This is a genomic window from Arthrobacter sp. B2060 (assembly GCF_059090445.1).
Map to the genome: position 1 here is coordinate 78,877 of NZ_JBNHFR010000013.1, position 18,911 is coordinate 97,787.

Annotated in this window: 16 protein-coding genes; 9 read left to right on the top strand and 7 right to left on the bottom strand. The window is 66.4% G+C overall.

The window, feature by feature from the left end; translation table 11 throughout:
- The first annotated feature begins 74 nt into the window (after window positions 1-74).
- The 3 genes from AC5RUM_RS19225 to AC5RUM_RS19235 all read left to right on the top strand — a co-directional run bounded on the left by AC5RUM_RS19225 (window position 75) and on the right by AC5RUM_RS19235 (window position 3,069).
- Window positions 75-839: a M50 family metallopeptidase gene (locus AC5RUM_RS19225; RefSeq protein ID WP_494036444.1), complete on the top strand. Its 765-nt coding sequence runs from the start codon at window positions 75-77 to the stop codon at window positions 837-839.
- A gap of 9 nt (window positions 840-848) precedes the next feature.
- Window positions 849-1,910, top strand: a complete 1,062-nt coding sequence (locus tag AC5RUM_RS19230; protein WP_494036445.1) for a glutathione S-transferase family protein — start codon at window positions 849-851, stop codon at window positions 1,908-1,910.
- Between the two features lie 94 nt (window positions 1,911-2,004).
- Window positions 2,005-3,069, top strand: a complete 1,065-nt coding sequence (locus AC5RUM_RS19235; protein WP_494036491.1) for an FUSC family protein — start codon at window positions 2,005-2,007, stop codon at window positions 3,067-3,069.
- Between the two features lie 30 nt (window positions 3,070-3,099).
- On the opposite strand, the gene AC5RUM_RS19240 is transcribed toward AC5RUM_RS19235, so the two are convergent.
- From AC5RUM_RS19240 to AC5RUM_RS19250, 3 genes are read right to left on the bottom strand one after another with little or no spacing between them, the layout of a single operon-like run.
- On the bottom strand, window positions 3,100-4,011 hold the full coding sequence (locus tag AC5RUM_RS19240) for a MaoC family dehydratase (protein ID WP_494036446.1): 912 nt from the start codon (window positions 4,009-4,011) through the stop codon (window positions 3,100-3,102).
- Window positions 4,008-5,345 carry a 3-oxoacyl-ACP reductase gene (locus tag AC5RUM_RS19245; RefSeq protein WP_494036447.1) on the bottom strand — a complete coding sequence of 446 codons (1,338 nt, stop codon included), beginning with the start codon at window positions 5,343-5,345 and terminating at the stop codon, window positions 4,008-4,010. Before AC5RUM_RS19245 ends, AC5RUM_RS19240 begins: the two co-directional genes overlap by 4 nt.
- A 9-nt stretch (window positions 5,346-5,354) precedes the next feature.
- Window positions 5,355-6,740, bottom strand: coding sequence for an acetyl-CoA C-acetyltransferase (locus AC5RUM_RS19250; protein WP_494036448.1), 1,386 nt, complete (start codon window positions 6,738-6,740; stop codon window positions 5,355-5,357).
- Between the two features lie 54 nt (window positions 6,741-6,794).
- Here AC5RUM_RS19250 and AC5RUM_RS19255 point away from each other — a divergent pair, with 54 nt between their 5' ends.
- Together AC5RUM_RS19255 and AC5RUM_RS19260 are read left to right on the top strand one after the other, a co-directional pair.
- Window positions 6,795-7,499, top strand: a complete 705-nt coding sequence (locus AC5RUM_RS19255; RefSeq protein WP_494036492.1) for a TetR family transcriptional regulator — start codon at window positions 6,795-6,797, stop codon at window positions 7,497-7,499.
- A gap of 34 nt (window positions 7,500-7,533) precedes the next feature.
- Window positions 7,534-9,666, top strand: a complete 2,133-nt coding sequence (locus AC5RUM_RS19260; RefSeq protein WP_494036449.1) for an acyl-CoA dehydrogenase family protein — start codon at window positions 7,534-7,536, stop codon at window positions 9,664-9,666.
- Window positions 9,667-9,740: 74 nt separating this feature from the next.
- Here the strand turns inward: AC5RUM_RS19260 and glgA are convergent, their stop codons facing one another.
- Window positions 9,741-10,937 (bottom strand): glycogen synthase, encoded by a 1,197-nt coding sequence (gene glgA, locus AC5RUM_RS19265; protein ID WP_494036450.1) that lies wholly within the window; start codon window positions 10,935-10,937, stop codon window positions 9,741-9,743.
- A gap of 100 nt (window positions 10,938-11,037) precedes the next feature.
- Here glgA and glgC point away from each other — a divergent pair, with 100 nt between their 5' ends.
- From glgC to AC5RUM_RS19280, 3 genes are all read left to right on the top strand, one after another.
- Complete coding sequence (gene glgC / locus AC5RUM_RS19270) at window positions 11,038-12,438, top strand: glucose-1-phosphate adenylyltransferase (protein ID WP_494036451.1); 1,401 nt, start codon at window positions 11,038-11,040, stop codon at window positions 12,436-12,438.
- An 83-nt stretch (window positions 12,439-12,521) separates the two neighbouring features.
- Window positions 12,522-13,973, top strand: a complete 1,452-nt coding sequence (locus AC5RUM_RS19275; RefSeq protein ID WP_494036452.1) for an SDR family NAD(P)-dependent oxidoreductase — start codon at window positions 12,522-12,524, stop codon at window positions 13,971-13,973.
- Between the two features lie 37 nt (window positions 13,974-14,010).
- Window positions 14,011-14,250, top strand: a complete 240-nt coding sequence (locus tag AC5RUM_RS19280) for a pyridoxamine 5'-phosphate oxidase family protein (protein ID WP_494036453.1) — start codon at window positions 14,011-14,013, stop codon at window positions 14,248-14,250.
- Between the two features lie 33 nt (window positions 14,251-14,283).
- On the opposite strand, the gene AC5RUM_RS19285 is transcribed toward AC5RUM_RS19280, so the two are convergent.
- The 3 genes from AC5RUM_RS19285 to AC5RUM_RS19295 all read right to left on the bottom strand — a co-directional run bounded on the left by AC5RUM_RS19285 (window position 14,284) and on the right by AC5RUM_RS19295 (window position 17,690).
- The gene (locus AC5RUM_RS19285; RefSeq protein ID WP_494036454.1) at window positions 14,284-15,135 is read right to left on the bottom strand and encodes a transglutaminase family protein; all 852 of its coding nucleotides are present in this window, start codon (window positions 15,133-15,135) and stop codon (window positions 14,284-14,286) included.
- Complete coding sequence (locus tag AC5RUM_RS19290; RefSeq protein WP_400576406.1) at window positions 15,132-16,058, bottom strand: alpha-E domain-containing protein; 927 nt, start codon at window positions 16,056-16,058, stop codon at window positions 15,132-15,134. The genes AC5RUM_RS19285 and AC5RUM_RS19290 overlap by 4 nt, the downstream gene beginning before the upstream one ends.
- A gap of 72 nt (window positions 16,059-16,130) precedes the next feature.
- Entirely contained in the window at window positions 16,131-17,690 is a 1,560-nt protein-coding gene (locus AC5RUM_RS19295) for a circularly permuted type 2 ATP-grasp protein (protein ID WP_400576409.1), read from the bottom strand.
- A gap of 132 nt (window positions 17,691-17,822) precedes the next feature.
- On the opposite strand from AC5RUM_RS19295, the gene AC5RUM_RS19300 reads away from it, so the two are divergent.
- Window positions 17,823-18,908 carry a YeiH family protein gene (locus AC5RUM_RS19300; protein WP_494036493.1) on the top strand — a complete coding sequence of 362 codons (1,086 nt, stop codon included), beginning with the start codon at window positions 17,823-17,825 and terminating at the stop codon, window positions 18,906-18,908.
- The last annotated feature ends 3 nt before the right edge of the window (window positions 18,909-18,911 follow it).

Here is an 18,911-nt window from a genome sequence, read left to right on the forward strand (position 1 = left end):
TGTTGATTCCATCGTGCACCCTAAAGCCTCCGGTGAACATTGACGCCAGCCTTCCGGCGGTAGCCTTGAATCCTATGGTTACTTTTGCCGCAACTGTCCCGACCCTGCCCGAACAATGGTGGGACCGTGTTGCCGCCGGCTTTGCACGGGCCGAGGTTCCCATCGTGACCGTTACTGAACTGCTCGCCGTGGTCCTGGCCGCCGTCGTGCTTTCTGTCCCTGCCGCCACCTGGCGGTACTTCGGCCTGTTCGCCACGGTAACGCATGAGCTGGGACATGCTTTCGCGGCACTGACCAGCGGTCAGCGGCTGGGCGGCATCAGGCTGAGGCTCAACCATTCCGGCTCCACCACCTCCTATACGCGCGGGCGCCTGGCCGCAGTGTGGTCCGGATTCTGGGGGTATCCCGTCCCGGGCATGACGGGAGCCGGACTGGTATGGGCCGGGTTCAATGGCTGGGGCCCCGCTGCCATGTCCGCCGGGCTCCTTGTTCTGCTGGCGTCGCTAATCTTCATCCGCAACGCGGCCGGAGTGCTCATCCTGCTCGCCGCAGTCGCCGCCACGGGAGCACTCATCCTCGGGGTACCGGCAGTGTTTACCGGGCACGTGGCCATTGTCTTGGGGCTGGCACTGCTCGTGGCCTCCGTCCGGGACCTGGCCAAGCTCACGAACGTGCACCTCCGCCGCCGGGATCAGTTGCGGACCTCGGACGCCTACATCCTGTACCGGGCCACGGCTGTTCCCTCAGCAGTCTGGATCGTCCTTTTCTCCCTGGTGGTGGCCGCATCCTGGCTCGTCGCCTGGCAACCCATGTCGCGCGTCTTTGCAGCGGGCACATAGTCTGGGTCCATGAACGAGAAGGCCACCACCGTCAACGAACACAGCACCAGGGGCGCCTACGTCACAGGCGGAGAGTTCAACCGGGACTCAACCTACATCGAGGACCGGATCACCCAAAACGGTGACGCGGGGCCAAACGGTGAGCCGGGCTGGCCGGTGGAACCGGGCCGCTACCGGCTGATTGCTGCCCGGGCCTGCCCATGGGCCAACCGGACGGTCATCGTCCGCCGCCTGCTGGGCCTGGAGGACGCCATCTCGCTGGGCCAGCCAGGACCCACCCACGATGCCCGGTCCTGGACCTTCGACCTTGACCCGGACGGGAAGGATCCGGTCCTCGGCATCGAACGCCTGCAGGAAGCGTACTTCCGGCGGTTCCCGGGCTACCCGCGCGGCATTACCGTCCCCGCCATCGTCGACGTCGCCAGCGGCGCAGTGGTGACCAACAACTTCCCCCAGATAACCCTGGACTTCTCCACCGAGTGGACCGCATTCCACCGCCCTGGCGCCCCGCAGCTCTACCCGGAACACCTTCGCGAAGAAATCGACGGCGTGAACAAGCGCGTCTTCACCGAAGTCAACAATGGCGTCTACCGGTGCGGTTTCGCTGGCTCCCAGGAAGCCTACGACGCCGCCTACGCCCGCCTCTGGACGGCCCTCGACTGGCTGGAGGAACGGCTGGCGGATCAGCGGTATCTGGTGGGTGAAGCTGTCACCGAAGCCGACGTCCGGCTCTTCACGACCCTCGTGCGGTTCGACGCCGTTTACCACGGGCATTTCAAGTGCAACCGGAACAAGCTCAGCGAGATGCCAAATCTGTGGGCGTATGCCCGGGACCTGTTCCAGACTCCGGGGTTCGGGGACACCATCGACTTCGTGCAGATCAAGCAGCACTACTACATCGTGCACGAGGACATCAACCCGACGGGCATCGTCCCCGCAGGACCCGAACTGTCAGGCTGGCTGACTCCGCACGGCCGGGAAGCACTGGGCGGGCGCCCGTTCGGCGAGGGCACTCCCCCGGGGCCGGTCCACGCAGGGGAAGAAGTACCCCCCGGGCACGGAGCGGGCTGACATCCATTTGTCAGTGCCCGCCCGCCATTCTAAGGTTGGCCCGGTGAGCACCCTGAAGAAGGAGACCTCAGCCGACGGGCATTGGACGCGGCGGATCGGGCGGGCAACGGCCACGAATGCAAGGCGTGTCCTTACGGCGCCCCGGCTGCAGTTGGCGGCCAAAGCCGGCCTGGCTGCCGGCCTCGCCTTTCTCATCGCTCCCCACATGCCGGGAGCCGCGGCCCAGTACCCGTACTACGCCCCGCTGGGCGCCTTGGTGGCCATGTACGAAAATGTCGCCGGTTCGATGCGCCAGGGCCTACAGACACTCGTGGGCCTTGCCGCGGGAATTGGGCTGGCTTTCCTCCTCTTCAGTTTCGGTGCCACCCCGCTGTCAATTGGCATCGTCATGGCCCTTGGGGTGCTGCTGGCAGGCCTCCCCCGCCTGGGGGCCGGCCGGGACTGGATTCCCACGGCAGCGCTGCTGGTCCTGCTGGTAGGCGGAAACAATCCTGACGATTTCTCGTTCGGTTACCTGTTCCAGATGGGGGTCGGCGTTGCCGTCGGCGTCCTCGTGAACCTGCTCGTTTTCCCGCCGCTTCATTTCAACGCGGCAGCTCTGAGCCTCACCGAGTTGCGGCTTGCCCTGGCCCGCCAGCTGGAAGACATGGGAGCGGCTGTCCACGAAAAGTGGCCGCCGGAGCATGAGGACTGGTCCATGCGGTCAGAGGAACTGGCACGGTCGGCGAGGTCCGTCCGGGACGCCGTCCAGAAGGCAGACGCAAGCAGGGAAGCCAACCCCCGCCGCCGCTTCCACCCCCGTGACATGGACCTGGACTACCGCAACCTCCGCGACCTGGAACGCGTCACGTTCTACATCCAGGACATCACGGAGGTGCTCGCGGCGGTCATCTGGAACAAGGACATGCAGTTCACCATCCCGCTTCCGTACAGTGAGCCGCTCGCCAAGGCGCTCGCCGCCGTCGGGGAGGCGCTCTCCGACGAGGCGGAGGACGCCGACCGGCAGGCCGAGTTGAGCACGGCGGCACATGCTGCCCTTGACACCCTCAGGGCCCGGATCGTCTCGGAGGACGCCGACGCCGAGGCCCCCGGCGCCGCTGAATCCATTCTGTTGAGCCTGCACCGCATACTGCGTGCGGTTGAAGCAGAGGGCCTCTAGGAGGCCTCCCGTTGGCGGCCGCGGCCGGCCCTACAGCGACGCCACCGATCCGCTAAAGTGCTTTCGTCCGGAGCGCGCGTTCCAGGCCACGTAGTCAGAGCGCACCCAGGCGGCTCCCTCCGCGTGAACCGTGGAAATATCGAGGGCCACCCGCGCCGGGAGGAACACCGGCGCGTCAAAGGCAACGTCCCACCGGAAGGAATCGCCTTTGACCGCGCCGACATCCGCCAGAGCACGCGACGCCAGGTACATGCCGTGCGCAATGGACCGCCGCAGGCCCAGCGCTTTGGCGGACAGCACGCTGAGGTGGATGGGATTGAAATCCCCGGACACCGCGGCATAGGCCCGCCCCGCATCGACTCCCAACTGCCAAACAGCTGTGGGGTCGGGAGCCGTGAACTGCTCCGTCCGCGCATCGGCCGACGCTTTGTCGATTCCCGGAAGGTAGACGCCCTTGGCGAGATACGTGGAAACGCCCCTCCACGAGGCGGTTTCGTCCCCGGAATTGTGGACCTCGGCAACAATGTCCACTTGCGTTCCGGCCCGGTGCGCCCGAAGCGCTTCGGCCCGGGCGTTGATGTCCAGTGACTCCGTGAACCGGACCGGGCGGACCTGCTCAACGACATTGCGAAGGTGAATCATACCCAGCAGCGGCAAGGGAAAGTCTTCCCGGTTCATGACGCTCAGGGCGACGGGGAACGCCATGGCGTGGAGGAACCCTGCGGGCAGCACGTCGCTCGCCGTTTCGCCAACCAGATGCTGAAAGGCGGTGAGGTTCCCGACGTCAACCCGCACGCCCCGCACTTCATGGCCCGCCGCGGGCAGGTCGGCATCCGTGTGGGAGCCCAGGAGTCGGCGCCGGGCAGCCCCTGCGGCCGCGTTCACGTACAGCTTTGAGAGGGACGGCATTTCGCCCAGGATGACGGGCTGGCCGGGATTCATGCACCCACCAGTTGCTGTCCGCATACCCGCAGCACTTCACCGGAAATGCCTCCGGCGGCGTCGCTGGCGAGGAATGCAATCGCCTCGGCCACATCCTGCGGGCGTCCGCCCTGCTGCAGCGAATTGAGCCGCCGTGCGATCTCCCGCGTGGCAAAAGGCATGCGTGCTGTCATCTCGGTTTCGATGAATCCCGGTGCCACCGCGTTGATCGAGCCGCCGTAGCCCGCCAACAAAGGAGCCGTGGCACGCACCATCCCGATCACCCCGCCTTTGGAGGCGGCATAGTTCGTTTGGCCCCGGTTGCCTGCTATCCCGGTGGTCGAGGCCACAGCGACGATCCGCGGAGCGGCACGGAAATGTTCGGATGCCAGCAGGGCCTCGTTGATTCGAAGCTGCGCGTTGATGTTCACTGCCAGCACCGAAGTCCAACGGCCATGGTCCATGTTCACGAGCAGCTTGTCCCGCGTGATGCCGGCGTTGTGGACCACGATATCCAGCCGACCGTGTCGCCCGACGGCGTGGTCAATAATCCGTTGGCCCGCATCCTCCCGGCTGACGTCGAGCTGCAGCGCCGTACCCTTGATTTCGTTCGCAACGCCGGCGAGGTGGTCTCCCGCGGCCGGAATATCGACCGCCACCACGGTCGCGCCGTCCCTGTGCAGCGTTCGCGCTATCGCGGCTCCGATGCCACGCGCGGCTCCGGTGACGACGGCGACCTTGCCGGCGAGCGGCCTGTCGACGTCGGCGGGGAGTTCGCCCGACGTTGAACTGATGCGGACGAACTGGCCGTCCACATAGGCGGACCGGCCAGAGAGGAAGAAGCGGAGTGCCCCTAGTGCCGCGGGCGCCGTGGTTGTGACGCCGTCCGCCAGGAGGATGCCGTTGCCGGTGGCACCGGCCCGCAGTTCCTTTGCCAGTGAGCGGAGCAGCCCGTCAACCCCCTGCCTGGCAGCGGCAAGGGCCGGAGTGCCGCCGTCGGAAGCGCGCGAAACGGTGACCACCCGTCCATTTGGTGCCAGGTCACGCAAGGAGGATGCGGCCGTCAGGACCGGCTTTTCGAGATCGTCCGGTGTGGCTACGTCATCCAGGACCAGCACGATCCCGCCGAGCCTTTCCCCCGGGACTGCGTGCCGGCGTATGTCCAGATCCCAGGAGAGAAGCTCGGCAGCGAGCTCTTCTGCCCCCGGGCTCGATCCCTCGACAAGGACCGGGCCACCGATGAGCGGCTGGCCGGGTTCGTAGCGTCGTAGCACGGCAGGCTGCGGAAGACCGAGCTTCTTCGCGACGTCCCGGCCGACGCCCTTGCTGACCAGCCGCGTGTAAGTGTCTGTCATCAGGATCCCCTACTGTGCTTCCAGGAGTGCCACTACGCCCTGGCCGCCGGCGGCGCAGACGGAGATGAGTCCGAGCGCGGGACGCCCGTTAACGGTGCCCTTCTCGTGCAGCAGTTTGGCGAGTGACGCAACGATTCGTCCGCCCGTAGCGGCGAACGGATGGCCCGCCGCAAGCGACGATCCGTGGACATTGAGCCTGGATCGGTCTACCTTGCCGAAGGCTCCATCCAGTCCGAGCCGGGTGCGTCCGAATTCCTCGTCCTCCCAGGCTGCCAGCGTGCTCAGGACGGTTCCGGCAAAGGCCTCGTGGATCTCGAAGTAGTCGATGTCGTCAAGCGTCAGGCCATGGCGGGCCAGCAGGCGGGGTACGGCGAAGGCAGGGGCCATGAGCAGGCCGTCCTTCCCGTGCACAAAGTCCACGGCGGCGGCTTCGCCGTCCAGGACGGCGGCAAGCTTGGGCAGATCGTGCTGGTCCGCCCACTCCTCGGAGGCAAGGAGGACAGTGGAGGCGCCGTCGGTCAGCGGCGTGGAGTTGCCGGCCGTCATGGTGGCCTCTGCCCCGAGGCTCCGACCGAAGACGGGCTTCAGGGAGGCAAGCTTCTCAAGTGTGGTGTCAGGCCGAAGATTCGAGTCCCGGCTCAGTCCGCGGTAGGGGGTGAGGAGGTCATCGAAGAATCCGGCGTCGTAGGCGGCCGCAAGGTTGCGGTGGCTGTTGTAGGCCAGTTCGTCCTGTGCCTCCCGGGAGATTTTCCACTGGGCGGTCGTCAGGGCCTGGTGCTCCCCCATGGACAGGCCGGTCCGGGGCTCGCCCGTGTTCGGCGCATCGGGGGCAAGATCCTTGGGCCGCAGGCGGGCAAGGATCCGCAGGCGTTGCGGCATGGTCTTCGCACGGCTGAGATCCAGCAGCACTTCCCGGAGGCCCTCGCTCACGGCGATTGGGGCATCGGACGCCGAGTCGACGCCGCCGGCAATGGCCGACTCGATCTGCCCCAGCTTGATCTTGTTTGCCAGGCCCATCACTGTCTCCAGCCCGGTGGCACATGCCTGCTGCAGGTCATAGGCAGGCGTTTCTGCAGAGAGCGCGGAACCCAGGACGGCCTCGCGCGTCAGGTTGAAGTCCCGCGAATGCTTGAGCACGGCTCCCGCGGCGACTTCGCCGATCCGCTCGTCCTGCAGCCCGAAGCGCGCAATCAGTCCATCCAGGGCGGCCGTGAGCATGTCCTGGTTGGAGGACTTTGTGTAGGCCCCTCCCGTGCGGGCAAAGGGAATCCGGTTGCCGCCGACCACCACGGCGCGGCGAGGCGTATGTGGCTTCCCGAGTCCGGGCAGTGAAGACGCAGGCTGTGGGCTGATGGTGCCTTCTGGTCCAGTTACTGACTGTCCATCGACGGACATGGGCTGTCTCCTTTGATCCGGGCTAGGTTATCGATACTCAGCGTACCTGATACGCTGAGTATCGTGAACATCGACCTTCCTCTTGGAGATTCCGAGGCCGCGCCTGCTGCCGACGGCCGGGCCTCCCGCTGGCAGTCCCACCGCGAGGAGCGGCGGCGGGAACTCATCAAGTCCGCCCGGCGCGCAGTCCACGCCCTCGGCAGCGATGCCTCGATGGAGGAGATCGCAGCCGCTGCCGGAACATCGAAGTCTGTCTTCTACCGGTACTTCGGAGACAAGGCAGGGCTTCAGCAGGCGGTGGGCGAAGTGGTGCTCAGCCAGATGCAGCGGCGCATGCAGGAAGCTGTACAGGCGGCCCAGACTCCCCGCGAAGGCCTCTTCGCCATGGTGTCCGCGTACCTCCAGATGGCTGAAACAAGCCCGAACGTCTACACGTTCGTGACGCGCTACCCGGCAGCCGAGCAGGACGGGGGCCAGACCACCATCGCCACGGCAGGGGCGCTGGGCCATTTCTTCGACTCCATCGCGGACATGATCGCCCGGCCAATGCGCACGCATCTCGGCGCCGGCAAGGAGTCGGTCATCGGCTACTGGCCCACGGCCGCCATTGGGCTGGTCCGCAATGCCGGGGAACGCTGGCTGGCCAGCCCGGACTCCCCTGCAAAGCCTGACCACGAAGCCATGGCCCGCCAGATTACGGCGTGGCTGTGTGTTGGCATCGCCCCCGAACTCGCCGACACCCAAGAATCCGATCAGTAAACCCCGAATTGTCCGAACCAACGAAGGAATCGACATGACTGAAGTAGCGGACCGCCGCAGCGGCGCATCCTTCCGCCCCGCACCGGCGGGCACTGCCACGAGCGCCAGTGCTGGCGGCAGGATCCCGACGTCGCCGCCCGCCGTCGACGTGGCCGCACTGGGCGAGCAGATGCTCGGCAAGTGGGCGGACGTCCGGCGGCAGGCCCGTGAACTGGCCGCCCGCCCTGAACTGCACAAGACCGAGGGCCTCACCCACACCGAACACCGGCGGCGCACGTTCGGACAGCTCCGCTACCTGGTGGACCACGGCGCCGTCCACCGCGCCTTCCCGGCCGCGCTCGGAGGGTCCGACGACCACGGCGCCAACATTGCAGGCTTCGAGGAGCTGGTTACCGCCGACCCGTCGCTGCAGATCAAGGCGGGCGTGCAGTGGGGCCTTTTCGGTTCCGCCGTGCTGCATCTGGGCACCGAGGAACATCACCAGAGATGGCTGCCCGGGATCATGAACCTGGACATCCCCGGCTGCTTCGCCATGACGGAGACGGGGCACGGCTCGGATGTGGCAAGTATCGCCACCACCGCCACGTACGACGCCGGCACGCAGGAATTCGTGATCAACACGCCATTCCGGGCGGCCTGGAAGGATTACATCGGCAACGCCGCCATTGACGGTCTGGGGGCAGTCGTGTTCGCCCAGCTGGTCACCCGCGGCGTGAACCACGGGGTGCACGCCTTCTATATGGATCTCCGTGACCCCGCCACGAAGGAGTTCCTGCCCGGAATCGGCGGCGAGGACGACGGCATCAAAGGCGGCCTTAACGGCATCGATAACGGCCGCCTGCACTTCAGCAACGTCCGCATCCCGCGGACCAACCTCCTGAACCGCTACGGGGACGTGGACGCCGAGGGCAACTACAGTTCCCCCATCGCCAGCCCCGGCCGTCGCTTCTTCACCATGCTCGGCACCCTCGTCCAGGGCAGGGTCAGCCTCGACGGCGCCGCCGTGGCCGCGTCCAAGCTCGCCCTCAAGACAGCCATCACCTACGCCACTGAACGCCGCCAGTTCAATTCCTCTTCGCCCACCGACGAAGAGGTGCTCCTTGACTACCAGCGGCACCAGCGCCGGCTCTTCACACGCTTGGCCACCACCTACGCCGCGGCCTTCGCCCACGAGCAGCTGCTGCAAAAGTTCGATGATGTGTTCTCCGGCGCGCACGACACCGACGCGGACCGCCAGGACCTCGAGACCCTGGCGGCGGCCCTGAAGCCGCTCAGCACATGGCACGCCCTGGACACGCTGCAGGAATGCCGCGAGGCATGCGGAGGAGCCGGGTTCCTGATCGAGAACCGCCTGGCCTCGCTCCGCGCCGACCTCGACGTCTATGTCACGTTCGAAGGGGACAACACCGTCCTGCTGCAGCTCGTGGCCAAGCGGCTGCTCGCCGACTACGCCAAGGAATTCCGCAACGTCAATTTCGGTGTTCTGGCCCGCTACGTGGTCAACCAGGCGGCCGGCACCGCTGTCCACCGCACCGGCCTGCGGGGAGTCGCGCAGTTCGTGGCTGATACGGGGCTGCCGCAGAAGGCCGCCATCGCACTCCGGGACGAGGAAAGCCAGCGTGCCCTGCTCACCGACCGCGTCCAGAGCATGGTCGCTGAGGCGGGCACCGCCCTCAGGGGAGCCAGCAAGCTGCCCCAAAAGGAAGCCGCCGCAGTCTTCAACCGGCACCAGAACGAGCTGATCGACGCCGCACAGGCCCACGCCGAACTCCTGCAGTGGGAGGCCTTCACCGACGCCCTCACCCGTTGCACGCATCCCGGAACCAGGACCGTGCTCACGTGGCTCAGGGACCTGTTCGGTCTGTCCCTGATCGAGAAGAACCTGTCCTGGTACCTGATGAACGGCAGGCTGTCCATGCAGCGGGCACGGACGGTGGGCGGATACATCAACCGGCTGCTTGTGAAGCTCCGGCCGCACGCCCTCGACCTGGTTGACGCCTTCTGTTACGGCCAGGACCACCTGCGTGCCGCGATTGCCACCGGAGCCGAGAGGGTCCGGCAGGACGAAGCACGGGAGTTCTATCGTGCCCAGCGCGCCAGCGGCAGCGCGCCGGTGGACGAAAAGTCGGTGCTCGCCCGGAAGGCCAGGGACGCCCGGTCTTCCTGACCGGCGGTTAAAGCCCGACGGCGGCGTTCCCACCTGAAGGGAGCGCCGCCGTCGGGCTTTTTACTGCTCTGGGACTACTTGAGGACGGAACGGTAGACGTCGAGGGTGGTCTCGGTGATGGACTCCCACGAGAAATGTTCCTCGGCCCGGCGCCTTCCGGCCTGACCCATGGCGCGGGCGCGTTCCGGATCAGAGACGACTTCGGTCAGGGCCGCGGCGAACTCGCTGACGAACTTCTCCGGATCCAGCGGAGTACCCGTGCCGTCGGTGACCTGTTCGATGTCAACCAGCAGCCCGGTCTCGCCGTGCTGCACAACTTCGGGGATTCCGCCGGTCGCGCTGGCCACGACGGCAGCGCCGCAGGCCATGGCTTCCAGGTTCACGATGCCGAGGGGCTCGTAGATAGACGGGCAGGCAAAAGCCGTGGCGTGGCTCAGGACCTGGATGAGTTCGTTGCGGGGAAGCATCCGCTCGATAAGCACCACACCGCTGCGCTGGCTTTGAAGTTCCTCGATCAGCCGCGCAGTTTCCGCAGCAAGTTCGGGGGTGTCCGCTGCACCCAGGCACAGCACGAGCTGCACATCGGCGGGGAGCTTTGCGGCAGCGCGCAGGAGGTACGGAACACCCTTCTGCCTGGTGTTGCGGCCGACGAACACCACACTGGGCAGGTCCGGATCGATGCCGAGGGCACGGACGGCGTCGTGGTTCTCATCCCGGTTCCACAGGCTGACGTCGATGCCGTTGTGGACCACCTTGACCTTGGCAGGATCGACGTCGGGGTAGCTGCGCAGAATGTCCTGGCGCATGCCCTCGGACACGGCAATGATGGCGGCCGCGGCCTCATAGGCGGTCTTTTCCACCCAGGAGGAGAGGGCGTAGCCGCCGCCGAGCTGTTCGGCCTTCCACGGGCGCAGCGGCTCCAGGCTGTGTGCGCTCAGCACATGGGGAATGCCGTGCAGCAACGCTGCCAGGTGTCCGGCCATGTTGGCGTACCAGGTGTGCGAATGCACAAGATCGGCGCCCTGAATGTCCGGGACGATGCGCAGATCCACGCCAAGCGTCTGGACGGCGGCATTCGCGGAGCCGAGATCCTCGGGCACGGAGTAGGAGGTCACGTTCGCCCCGTGGTAGTCGGCGTCCCGGGGCGCACCGAAGGCACGCACCTCCAGATCGACGTGCTGGGCCAGGACCCGGCTCAGCTCGGCTACATGGACGCCCGCGCCACCATAAATCTCCGGCGGGAATTCTTTAGTCACAATGTCTATTCGCACGGTACCCAAGGTAGTCGTTACGGTTGAACTGTTCTAGTGTGAAGGAGTCCGGGCGTGCCGGACTTTTGGGGAAGATACGAAGGCGTACAGGAGCGACCACATGCCGTTGAATAAGAAAGTCCTGGCTATTGTCCTCGCGGGCGGCGAGGGAAACCGTCTCATGCCATTGACGGCGGACAGGGCTAAACCCGGCGTGCCCTTCGCCGGAAGCTATCGGCTGATCGACTTCGCGCTGTCCAACCTGGTGAATTCCCGCTACCTGCAGATCGTGGTCCTGACGCAGTACAAGTCCCACAGCCTGGACCGCCACATCTCCGAAACCTGGCGGATGTCCACGCAGCTCGGCAACTACGTCGCCTCCGTCCCTGCACAGCAGCGCGTGGGCAAGAGCTGGTTCCTGGGCAGCGCTAATGCCATCTATCAGTCGCTGAACCTGATCCACGACGCCAACCCGGACATCGTCGTCGTCGTTGGCGCGGACCACGTTTACCGCATGGACTTCGCGCAGATGGTGGAGCAGCACGTACGGAGCGGCGCGAAGGCAACGGTCGCCGCCGTCCGCCAGCCACTGAACATGGCCAACCAGTTCGGCGTCATCGAGGTGGACCCCGAAGACCCGCAGAAGATCGCGGCGTTCGTTGAAAAGCCGGCTTCGACTCCCGGCCTGGCTGCCGACCCCACCCAGTTCCTGGCCTCGATGGGCAACTACGTTTTCGACGCCGACGCCCTTGTGGACGCCCTGCACGTCGACGCCGAACGCCTCGACACGAAGCACGACATGGGCGGCGACATCATCCCTTACTTCGTCAACCAGGGTGAGGCCGGGGTCTACGACTTCACGCTCAACGACATCCCGGGATCCACCGAACGGGACCGCACCTACTGGCGCGACGTCGGCACGATCGACTCCTTCTACGACGCCCACATGGACCTGATCTCCCCGCTTCCGGTGTTCAACCTGTACAACTCCGAATGGCCGATCTACACACGCCAGAGCATCGCCCCGCCCGCCAAGTTCGTCCGCGGCGCCAACAACACTGTGGGAACAGCCCTCGACTCGATCGTCGCCGCCGGCGTGGTCATCTCGGGCGGCATCGTGGAAGGCTCGGTCCTGTCCAACGACGTCTACGTGAAAACGGCAAGCCGCGTGGTGGATTCTGTGCTGATGGACAAGGTACAGATCGGCGAGGGCGCCGTGGTGCGCCGGGCCATCATCGACAAGAACGTCAAGGTTCCCGCCGGCGCCGCGATCGGTCTCGACCCGGAGCTGGACCGCGCCCGAGGCTTCAAGGTCACCGATTCCGGCATCACCGTGCTCTCCAAGGGCCAGGCTGTGCCCGAGCCCGACGAGGCCGAGCGGAAGCTTTCGGCGGCCAACCTGCACCTGGTGCCCAACGCCGTGAAGGCCGCGACGGAAAACTACCCCGAGGTCCGTGATTCCGTGAACCATGCAGGTCAGGCCCAGGCGGCTGCCGTCACCTCTGACTCTTCCTCGAGGTAGCTGCCCGCCACCATCTTCGCCGGGCGGTTGTCCCGGCAACCTTGAGGCGGGCCCGAGCCTCAACAGGCTGTAAAATCAGACCAATGAGCTCCTCCGATCTGACGCCTGAAGAGATTCAGGCCTGCCTCAAGGTTTTAAACACCATCCACGTCTATGACGAGGAGCACCCTGACTACGTCTCGGTGCGCCGCGCCACCGGCAAGATGTTCAAGGCAGTCAAGCGGCACCGCCGGGTCACCAAGCGTGACCTCATAGCCGAGGCTGACCGCGCCGTCATCGCCCAGACCGCCACGGCTGCGCCCGACCGGATCGACGACGAGACACGGGGCAATAAGCTGGCGCCGTCGGCTACCGGCAAAGTGGCCGGCCACCTGATCAGGTCCCGGCCCTGCTACATCTGCAAGCGGCACTACACCCAGGTGGATGCCTTCTACCACCAGCTCTGCCCTGAGTGTGCGGCCTTCAGCCACACCAAACGGGACGCCCGGACCGACCTCACCGGACGCCGCGCCCTGCTCACGGGCGGCCGGGCCAAGATCGGCATGTACATCGCGCTCCGCCTGCTCCGCGACGGCGCCCACACCACCATCACCACGCGCTTCCCGAAGGACGCCGCGCGCCGTTTCGCTGCCATGGAGGACAGCGCGGACTGGCTGCACCGGCTCAAGATCGTGGGCATCGACCTGCGCGACCCCTCCCAGGTCATGGCACTCACGGATTCCCTGAACGCGGCCGGCCCTCTCGATATCATCATTAACAACGCGGCCCAGACCGTCCGCCGGTCCGGCAACGCGTACAAACCGCTGGTGGACGCCGAGGACGAGCCCCTGCCGGCCGCATTGGAGGCGGCGAACGGCGGCCCGGAGCTGGTCACCTTCGGCCATGCCCATGACAAGCACCCGCTCGCGATTGCCAGCAGCGTCACGGAGCACCCGGTCCTCGCCGGTGACGCCATCACGTCACTGGCCTTGTCCACGGGTTCCGCGTCCCTGGAACGCATAGCGTCCGGCACTGCCATCGACGCAGGGGGCCTCGTCCCGGACCTCGCCACGATCAACAGCTGGACGCAGGTGGTTGACGAGGTGGATCCCCTGGAGATGCTCGAGGTGCAGCTGTGCAACGTCACCGCCCCCTTCCTGCTCGTGAGCAGGCTGCGGGACGCGATGAAGCGCTCCACGGCACGGCGGAAGTACATCGTCAATGTCTCCGCCATGGAGGGACAGTTCTCCCGCGCGTACAAGGGTCCGGGCCACCCGCACACGAACATGGCCAAGGCCGCCCTGAACATGATGACGCGCACCAGCGCCCAGGAGATGCTGGACACCGACGGCATCCTCATGACGGCCGTGGACACCGGCTGGATCACCGACGAACGGCCGCACTACACCAAAGTCCGGCTCATGGAAGAAGGCTTCCATGCCCCGCTCGACCTCGTGGACGGCGCGGCCAGGGTCTATGACCCCATCGTCATGGGCGAGAACGGCGAGGACCAGTACGGGGTCTTCCTGAAGGACTACAAGCCCAGCCCCTGGTAGCCGAAGCTCCCGTCGAGGTGCTTTGCCGGGACCTAGTGTGGACGTAACATCCGGAATGGCGTGGAGCGTGGTGGTCAAGGGAAGAGCGGCGGCGCTGAAGGGTACAGAGGAAATTCTGGACTCCGCATCCCTCTTCCTTTTCCCCTGGCAGGCGGGACAGAAAGACCACTTCGTCAGAATCACTCCGGACTCCGTGACGGGCAGGCGCTTTAAGGTCACTCCGCCTCTGACGTGGTGGACACAACTCAGCGGAGCCGTGAAGTCCGCCCCCGAATAAGTAACCCTGCGCGGCGCAGGCTGCCACGTCGGGCTACGCGAGCCGCGTGATTTCCACGCTTACACTGAGCGTGGAGCCGCCCCCGCCGGACAGGATGCCCTTGAGCGGAGGGACATCCCGGTAGTCCCGGCCGCGGGCCACGGTCACGTGGAAATCCCCGGCCGGTTTGTGGTTCGTGGGGTCCCAGCTGCGCCATGCGCCGTCCCACCATTCCAGCCACGCGTGGGACTGGCCCGCAACGGACTCGCCGATGTCCGCCGTCGACCGCGGGTGAAGGTACCCCGACACGTACCTGGCGGGGATCCCGCAGCTGCGCAGTCCGCCGATGGCCAGGTGGGCCAGGTCCTGGCAGACGCCCTGCCGCTGGCTCCAGGCCTGCTCCGCGTTGGTGGTGACGCCCGTGGTGCCCTTCATATAGGTCATCTCGCCGCGCATCCACTCAAAGATCGCCATGGCGGCCTCGTGCGGGTTCTTTCCCGCAACGACGCCGGGAATGATGTCCAGGACCTCCTCGCCGGGGCCGGTGAGCTGGGACTGCGGAACCCAGTCGCTGAACTGGTTGAGGCGCTCCGGTGAAGCCAGGACGTCCCAGCCGACGATGTCCGCTTCCGACGGAACGCGGTCCAGGCGGTGCACCTCGACGGTGGTGGTGGACAGCACTTCGAGGTGTTCATGGGGCATCTGCATGTCGAACGCGGTGACCCGGGTGCCCCAGTAGTCGCGGTAGCTGCTCACGGCTGCCTGCGACGGGGAAACCTTCATCGAGGACTCCAGCACCACCTGCTGCGGGTCCGTCAGCGGCGTCATACGGGCCTCGTTATAGGAGAGGGTCACCCGCTTGTTGTACTTGTAGCCGGTCTTGTGGATGATGCTTAGCCGGGTCATGAAACTTCTCCCACCCAGGCCAGTTCGTCCGCCTGATTGAAGTACTTACGCGAAATGGCGTCCGAAGCCTGCGAGACAGCCTTCTGCACGCGCTCCATGTGCTCCGGGAGCTCCGACATGAGGTCGTCGGTGCGGTGGAACTCGAGGAAGGTGCGGGCCTGGCCCACGATCCGGCGGGCATCGTTAATGAAGCCGACGCGCTGGGCCGAGGGGTCCAGCTTAGCCAGGCAGTCGTCGGCGTCCCGCAGGGCATAGACGATGGAGCGCGGAAAGAGCCTGTCCAGCAGGAGGAACTCGGCGGCATGCCGGTCCCCGAATGCGGCTCGGCGTGTGCGCAGGAAGGACTCGTAGGCGCCGGCGCAGCGCAGCATGTTCACCCAGGACATGCCTGCCGAGAGGACGTCACGGGTGGAGAGCATGCGGGCCGTCATGTCGGCCCGCTCCAGGGACCGGCCGAGAGCAAGGAACAGCCAGCTGTCGTCGTGGCTGACGGTCGTGTCCGCCAGGCCGCTGACCATCGCGGTGCGTTCCAGCACCCAGTGGCAGAACCGGTAGGTGCCCACGACGTCCTTGCGGTGCTGGTTCAGGCCGTAGTACGTCGTGTTCAGGCTTTCCCACAGGCCGGATGACACGGTCTCACGGGCGCGGCGGGCGTTCTCACGGGCGGCGCCGAGTGAGCCGGCGATGGATGTGGCGCTGTGCTTGTCATAGGCGAGGGCGTGCAGGAGCTCCTCAAGGCCGAAGTCCTCGCTCTGCGGGCGCGCCCCCATGACGGCGAGCAGTTCGCGGGCGACGCTGCGCCGCTCCTCGGTGGGCAGGTGGTTCAGGCGCTCGAGGTGGACGTCCAGGATGCGGGCTGTTCCGTCGGCCCGTTCAACGTAGCGGCCGATCCAGAAAAGGGACTCGGCGATTCGGCTAAGCATGTGGGGTGACCTCCTGGGCGAGCGTCATGAAGAAAAGAGACGTGAGGACAAAAGTGCAGCAGGCGTGCGGCCTCACTGCTGCTGCTCCGACTGGCGGTCCCGCCAGTTGCTCTCCACCGGCCAGACGGACACGCGTTCGCGGACCGTGACCGTCTGCCGCGGCACCTGTTCCACCGGGACCTGCGGGGAATCCGCCAGCACCCAGGTGTCCTTGGAGCCGCCGCCCTGGCTGGAGTTCACGATCAATGAACCTTCCTTCAGTGCAACGCGTGTGAGGCCGCCGGGGAGAACCCAGACATCGTCGCCGTCGTTGACGGCGAACGGCCGGAGGTCCACGTGGCGCGGACCGAACTTGTCCCCGCTGAGCGTGGGCACCGTGGACAGCTGCAGGACAGGCTGGGCGATCCAGCCGCGGGGATCCGCGATGACTCGCTTGCGGAGAGCCTCCAGTTCCTCCTTGGAGGCGTCCGGACCGATCACCAGGCCCTTGCCGCCGGAGCCGTCCACCGGTTTCACCACGAGTTCGTCGAGGCGGTCCAGGACGTGCTCGCGCGCTTCCTGCTCCTCCAGGCGGAAAGTGTCCACGTTGGCTATCACGGGCTCTTCGCCGAGGTAGTAGCGGATGAGGTCGGGAACGTAGCTGTAGACCAGCTTGTCGTCGGCCACGCCGTTGCCCACGGCATTGGCGATGGTCACGCCGCCTGCCCTGGCGGCATTGACGAGGCCCGGGCAGCCGAGCATGGAGTCGGAGCGGAACTGCAGCGGGTCGAGGAACTCATCATCAATCCGCTTGTAGATGACATCCACACGCTGTTCGCCTGCGGTGGTCCGCATGTAGACACGGTTGCCTCGGCAGATCAGGTCACGGCCTTCCACCAGCTCGACGCCCATCAGGCCGGCGAGGAGGGTGTGCTCGAAGTATGCACTGTTGAAGACGCCCGGCGTCAGGACAACCACGGTGGGGTCGTCCACGCCGGAGGGCGCAGTCTTGCGCAGGGCGGAAAGCAGCCGGCGCGGGTATTCCTCCACGGGCCGGATGAGTTGGGAGCCGAACGCTTCGGGAAGGCCCTTGGCCATGGCGCGCCGGTTCTCCAGCACGTAGCTGACGCCGGACGGAACGCGCACGTTGTCCTCGAGGACGCGGAATGTTCCGGCGGCGTCGCGGACGACGTCGATGCCCGAAATGTGCACGCGGACGCCGCCGGCAGGTTCGAAGCCGTGCACGGCCCGGTGGAAGTGGGCGCTGGTGGTGACGAGCTGGCGCGGGATCACGCCGTCTGACACGACCGTCATTTTGTCGTAAACGTCGCTGAGGAACGCCTCCAGCGCACGGACGCGCTGGGCCACTCCGCGTTCAAGCACGTCCCACTCCTGGGCGGGGATCACCCGGGGGACGATGTCCAGCGGAAAGGGGCGCTCCTCCCCCGCAAAGTCAAAGGTCACGCCACGGTCCAGGAACGTCCGCGCCATCGAGTCCGCGCGGGCACTGACGTCAGCCAGGGACAGCTCACGGAGGGCACCGGCGACCTGCCCGTAGGACTTACGGGCGGTCTGCCCCGGGGCAAACATCTCGTCATAGGCGCCGGTGCGGCCGGCAGCCTCGGAGTAATCCTGGAATAGGTCAGACGACATGGTCACAAGCCAACCACCTTTTTGTTGCAAATTCACTTCCGTACCGAGTGTGGCGTGTTGACGGGTACGTCCGGTTGGTCTTTTACCTCCGCCGTCCGGCATGGTTAGGACGTGCCAGACTTCCCATTCCCGATGCCGAGGCTGCTGCGGTTTCGCAGGGAGGCGCACCAGCACTTTACCCGGAATCTTCCCGGCCTGCTGACTGCAGTGGTTGCACTGGCTCTTGCCTTCACCGTCCATGCTGCCGTTCCGGCCCTTCCTGCCATGACGCTGGCCGTGGTCCTCGGCCTGCTGGGCGCCAACCTTCCGTTTACGGCGGCGTGGTCTGCAGGCCGCGCCAGGCCCGGCCTCGACTTCGCCGGGAAGCACCTGATGCGCGGCGGCATCGTGCTCCTCGGGCTGAAGGTCGGCATCGCGGACGTACTGGGCCTGGGCTGGACGTCCCTGCTGCTGATTGCGGCCGTCGTTCTGGCAAGCTTTGCGGGCACCTACGGCATATCGCGGCTCTTTCGGCTGCCACGGGAAGCCTCGCTGCTGATAGCCACCGGCTTTTCCATCTGCGGCGCCTCCGCTATCGGCGCGATGGCCGCCGTGAAGCGGATCCGGCACCCGGATACTGTTCTCCCGGTGGCCCTCGTGACCCTGTGCGGCACGCTGGCCATCGGTGTGATGCCGCTCCTGGTCCATCCGCTCAGTCTCAGCGCTGAAGTCTTCGGTGCCTGGACCGGCGCCTCGGTCCACGACGTCGGCCAGGTGGTGGCCACGGCGCAGACCGCAGGGACGGCGGCGCTGGGAATCGCCGTCGTGGTCAAGCTGACGCGGGTCATTCTGCTCGCGCCGATGGTGGCCGCAGCGGGGGTACAGCAGCGCATTGTGTCGCTGCGCCGCGCCCGCCGTGAAGGGAACGCAGGGGACGGCGCCCTCCGGGAGACAGCACTCCCGGCACCTGAGGCGCTGCCGCCCGTGGTGCCGCTGTTCGTCGTCGGGTTTGTGGCGATGGTGGCGCTTCGCTCCACAAGGTGGCTTGCCGAAGGCTGGCTGGAGGCCGCCGCCGGGCTGCAGGACATCTTGCTGGGGGCCGCCCTGTTCGGGCTGGGGTCCGCTGTGCGCATCCACACGCTCCTGCGTACCGGGTTACGTGCCGTGACGGCCGCGCTGGCGGCCTGGCTGCTGATCGGCGTCCTCGGGCTGGCCGCCGCCCTCCTCATGGTTCAATAGCGG

Excerpts from the sequence above, each read along its gene's own strand:
- AC5RUM_RS19250 (WP_494036448.1), bottom strand. The coding sequence starts at position 6,740 with ATGTCCGTCGATGGACAGTCAGTAACTGGACCAGAAGGCACCATCAGC.
- AC5RUM_RS19245 (WP_494036447.1), bottom strand. The coding sequence starts at position 5,345 with ATGACAGACACTTACACGCGGCTGGTCAGCAAGGGCGTCGGCCGGGAC.
- AC5RUM_RS19240 (WP_494036446.1), bottom strand. The coding sequence starts at position 4,011 with ATGAATCCCGGCCAGCCCGTCATCCTGGGCGAAATGCCGTCCCTCTCA.
- AC5RUM_RS19295 (WP_400576409.1), bottom strand. The coding sequence starts at position 17,690 with ATGTCGTCTGACCTATTCCAGGATTACTCCGAGGCTGCCGGCCGCACC.
- AC5RUM_RS19290 (WP_400576406.1), bottom strand. The coding sequence starts at position 16,058 with ATGCTTAGCCGAATCGCCGAGTCCCTTTTCTGGATCGGCCGCTACGTT.
- AC5RUM_RS19225 (WP_494036444.1), top strand. The coding sequence starts at position 75 with ATGGTTACTTTTGCCGCAACTGTCCCGACCCTGCCCGAACAATGGTGG.
- AC5RUM_RS19230 (WP_494036445.1), top strand. The coding sequence starts at position 849 with ATGAACGAGAAGGCCACCACCGTCAACGAACACAGCACCAGGGGCGCC.
- AC5RUM_RS19285 (WP_494036454.1), bottom strand. The coding sequence starts at position 15,135 with ATGACCCGGCTAAGCATCATCCACAAGACCGGCTACAAGTACAACAAG.
- AC5RUM_RS19300 (WP_494036493.1), top strand. The coding sequence starts at position 17,823 with ATGCCGAGGCTGCTGCGGTTTCGCAGGGAGGCGCACCAGCACTTTACC.
- glgC (WP_494036451.1), top strand. The coding sequence starts at position 11,038 with ATGCCGTTGAATAAGAAAGTCCTGGCTATTGTCCTCGCGGGCGGCGAG.
- AC5RUM_RS19260 (WP_494036449.1), top strand. The coding sequence starts at position 7,534 with ATGACTGAAGTAGCGGACCGCCGCAGCGGCGCATCCTTCCGCCCCGCA.
- AC5RUM_RS19275 (WP_494036452.1), top strand. The coding sequence starts at position 12,522 with ATGAGCTCCTCCGATCTGACGCCTGAAGAGATTCAGGCCTGCCTCAAG.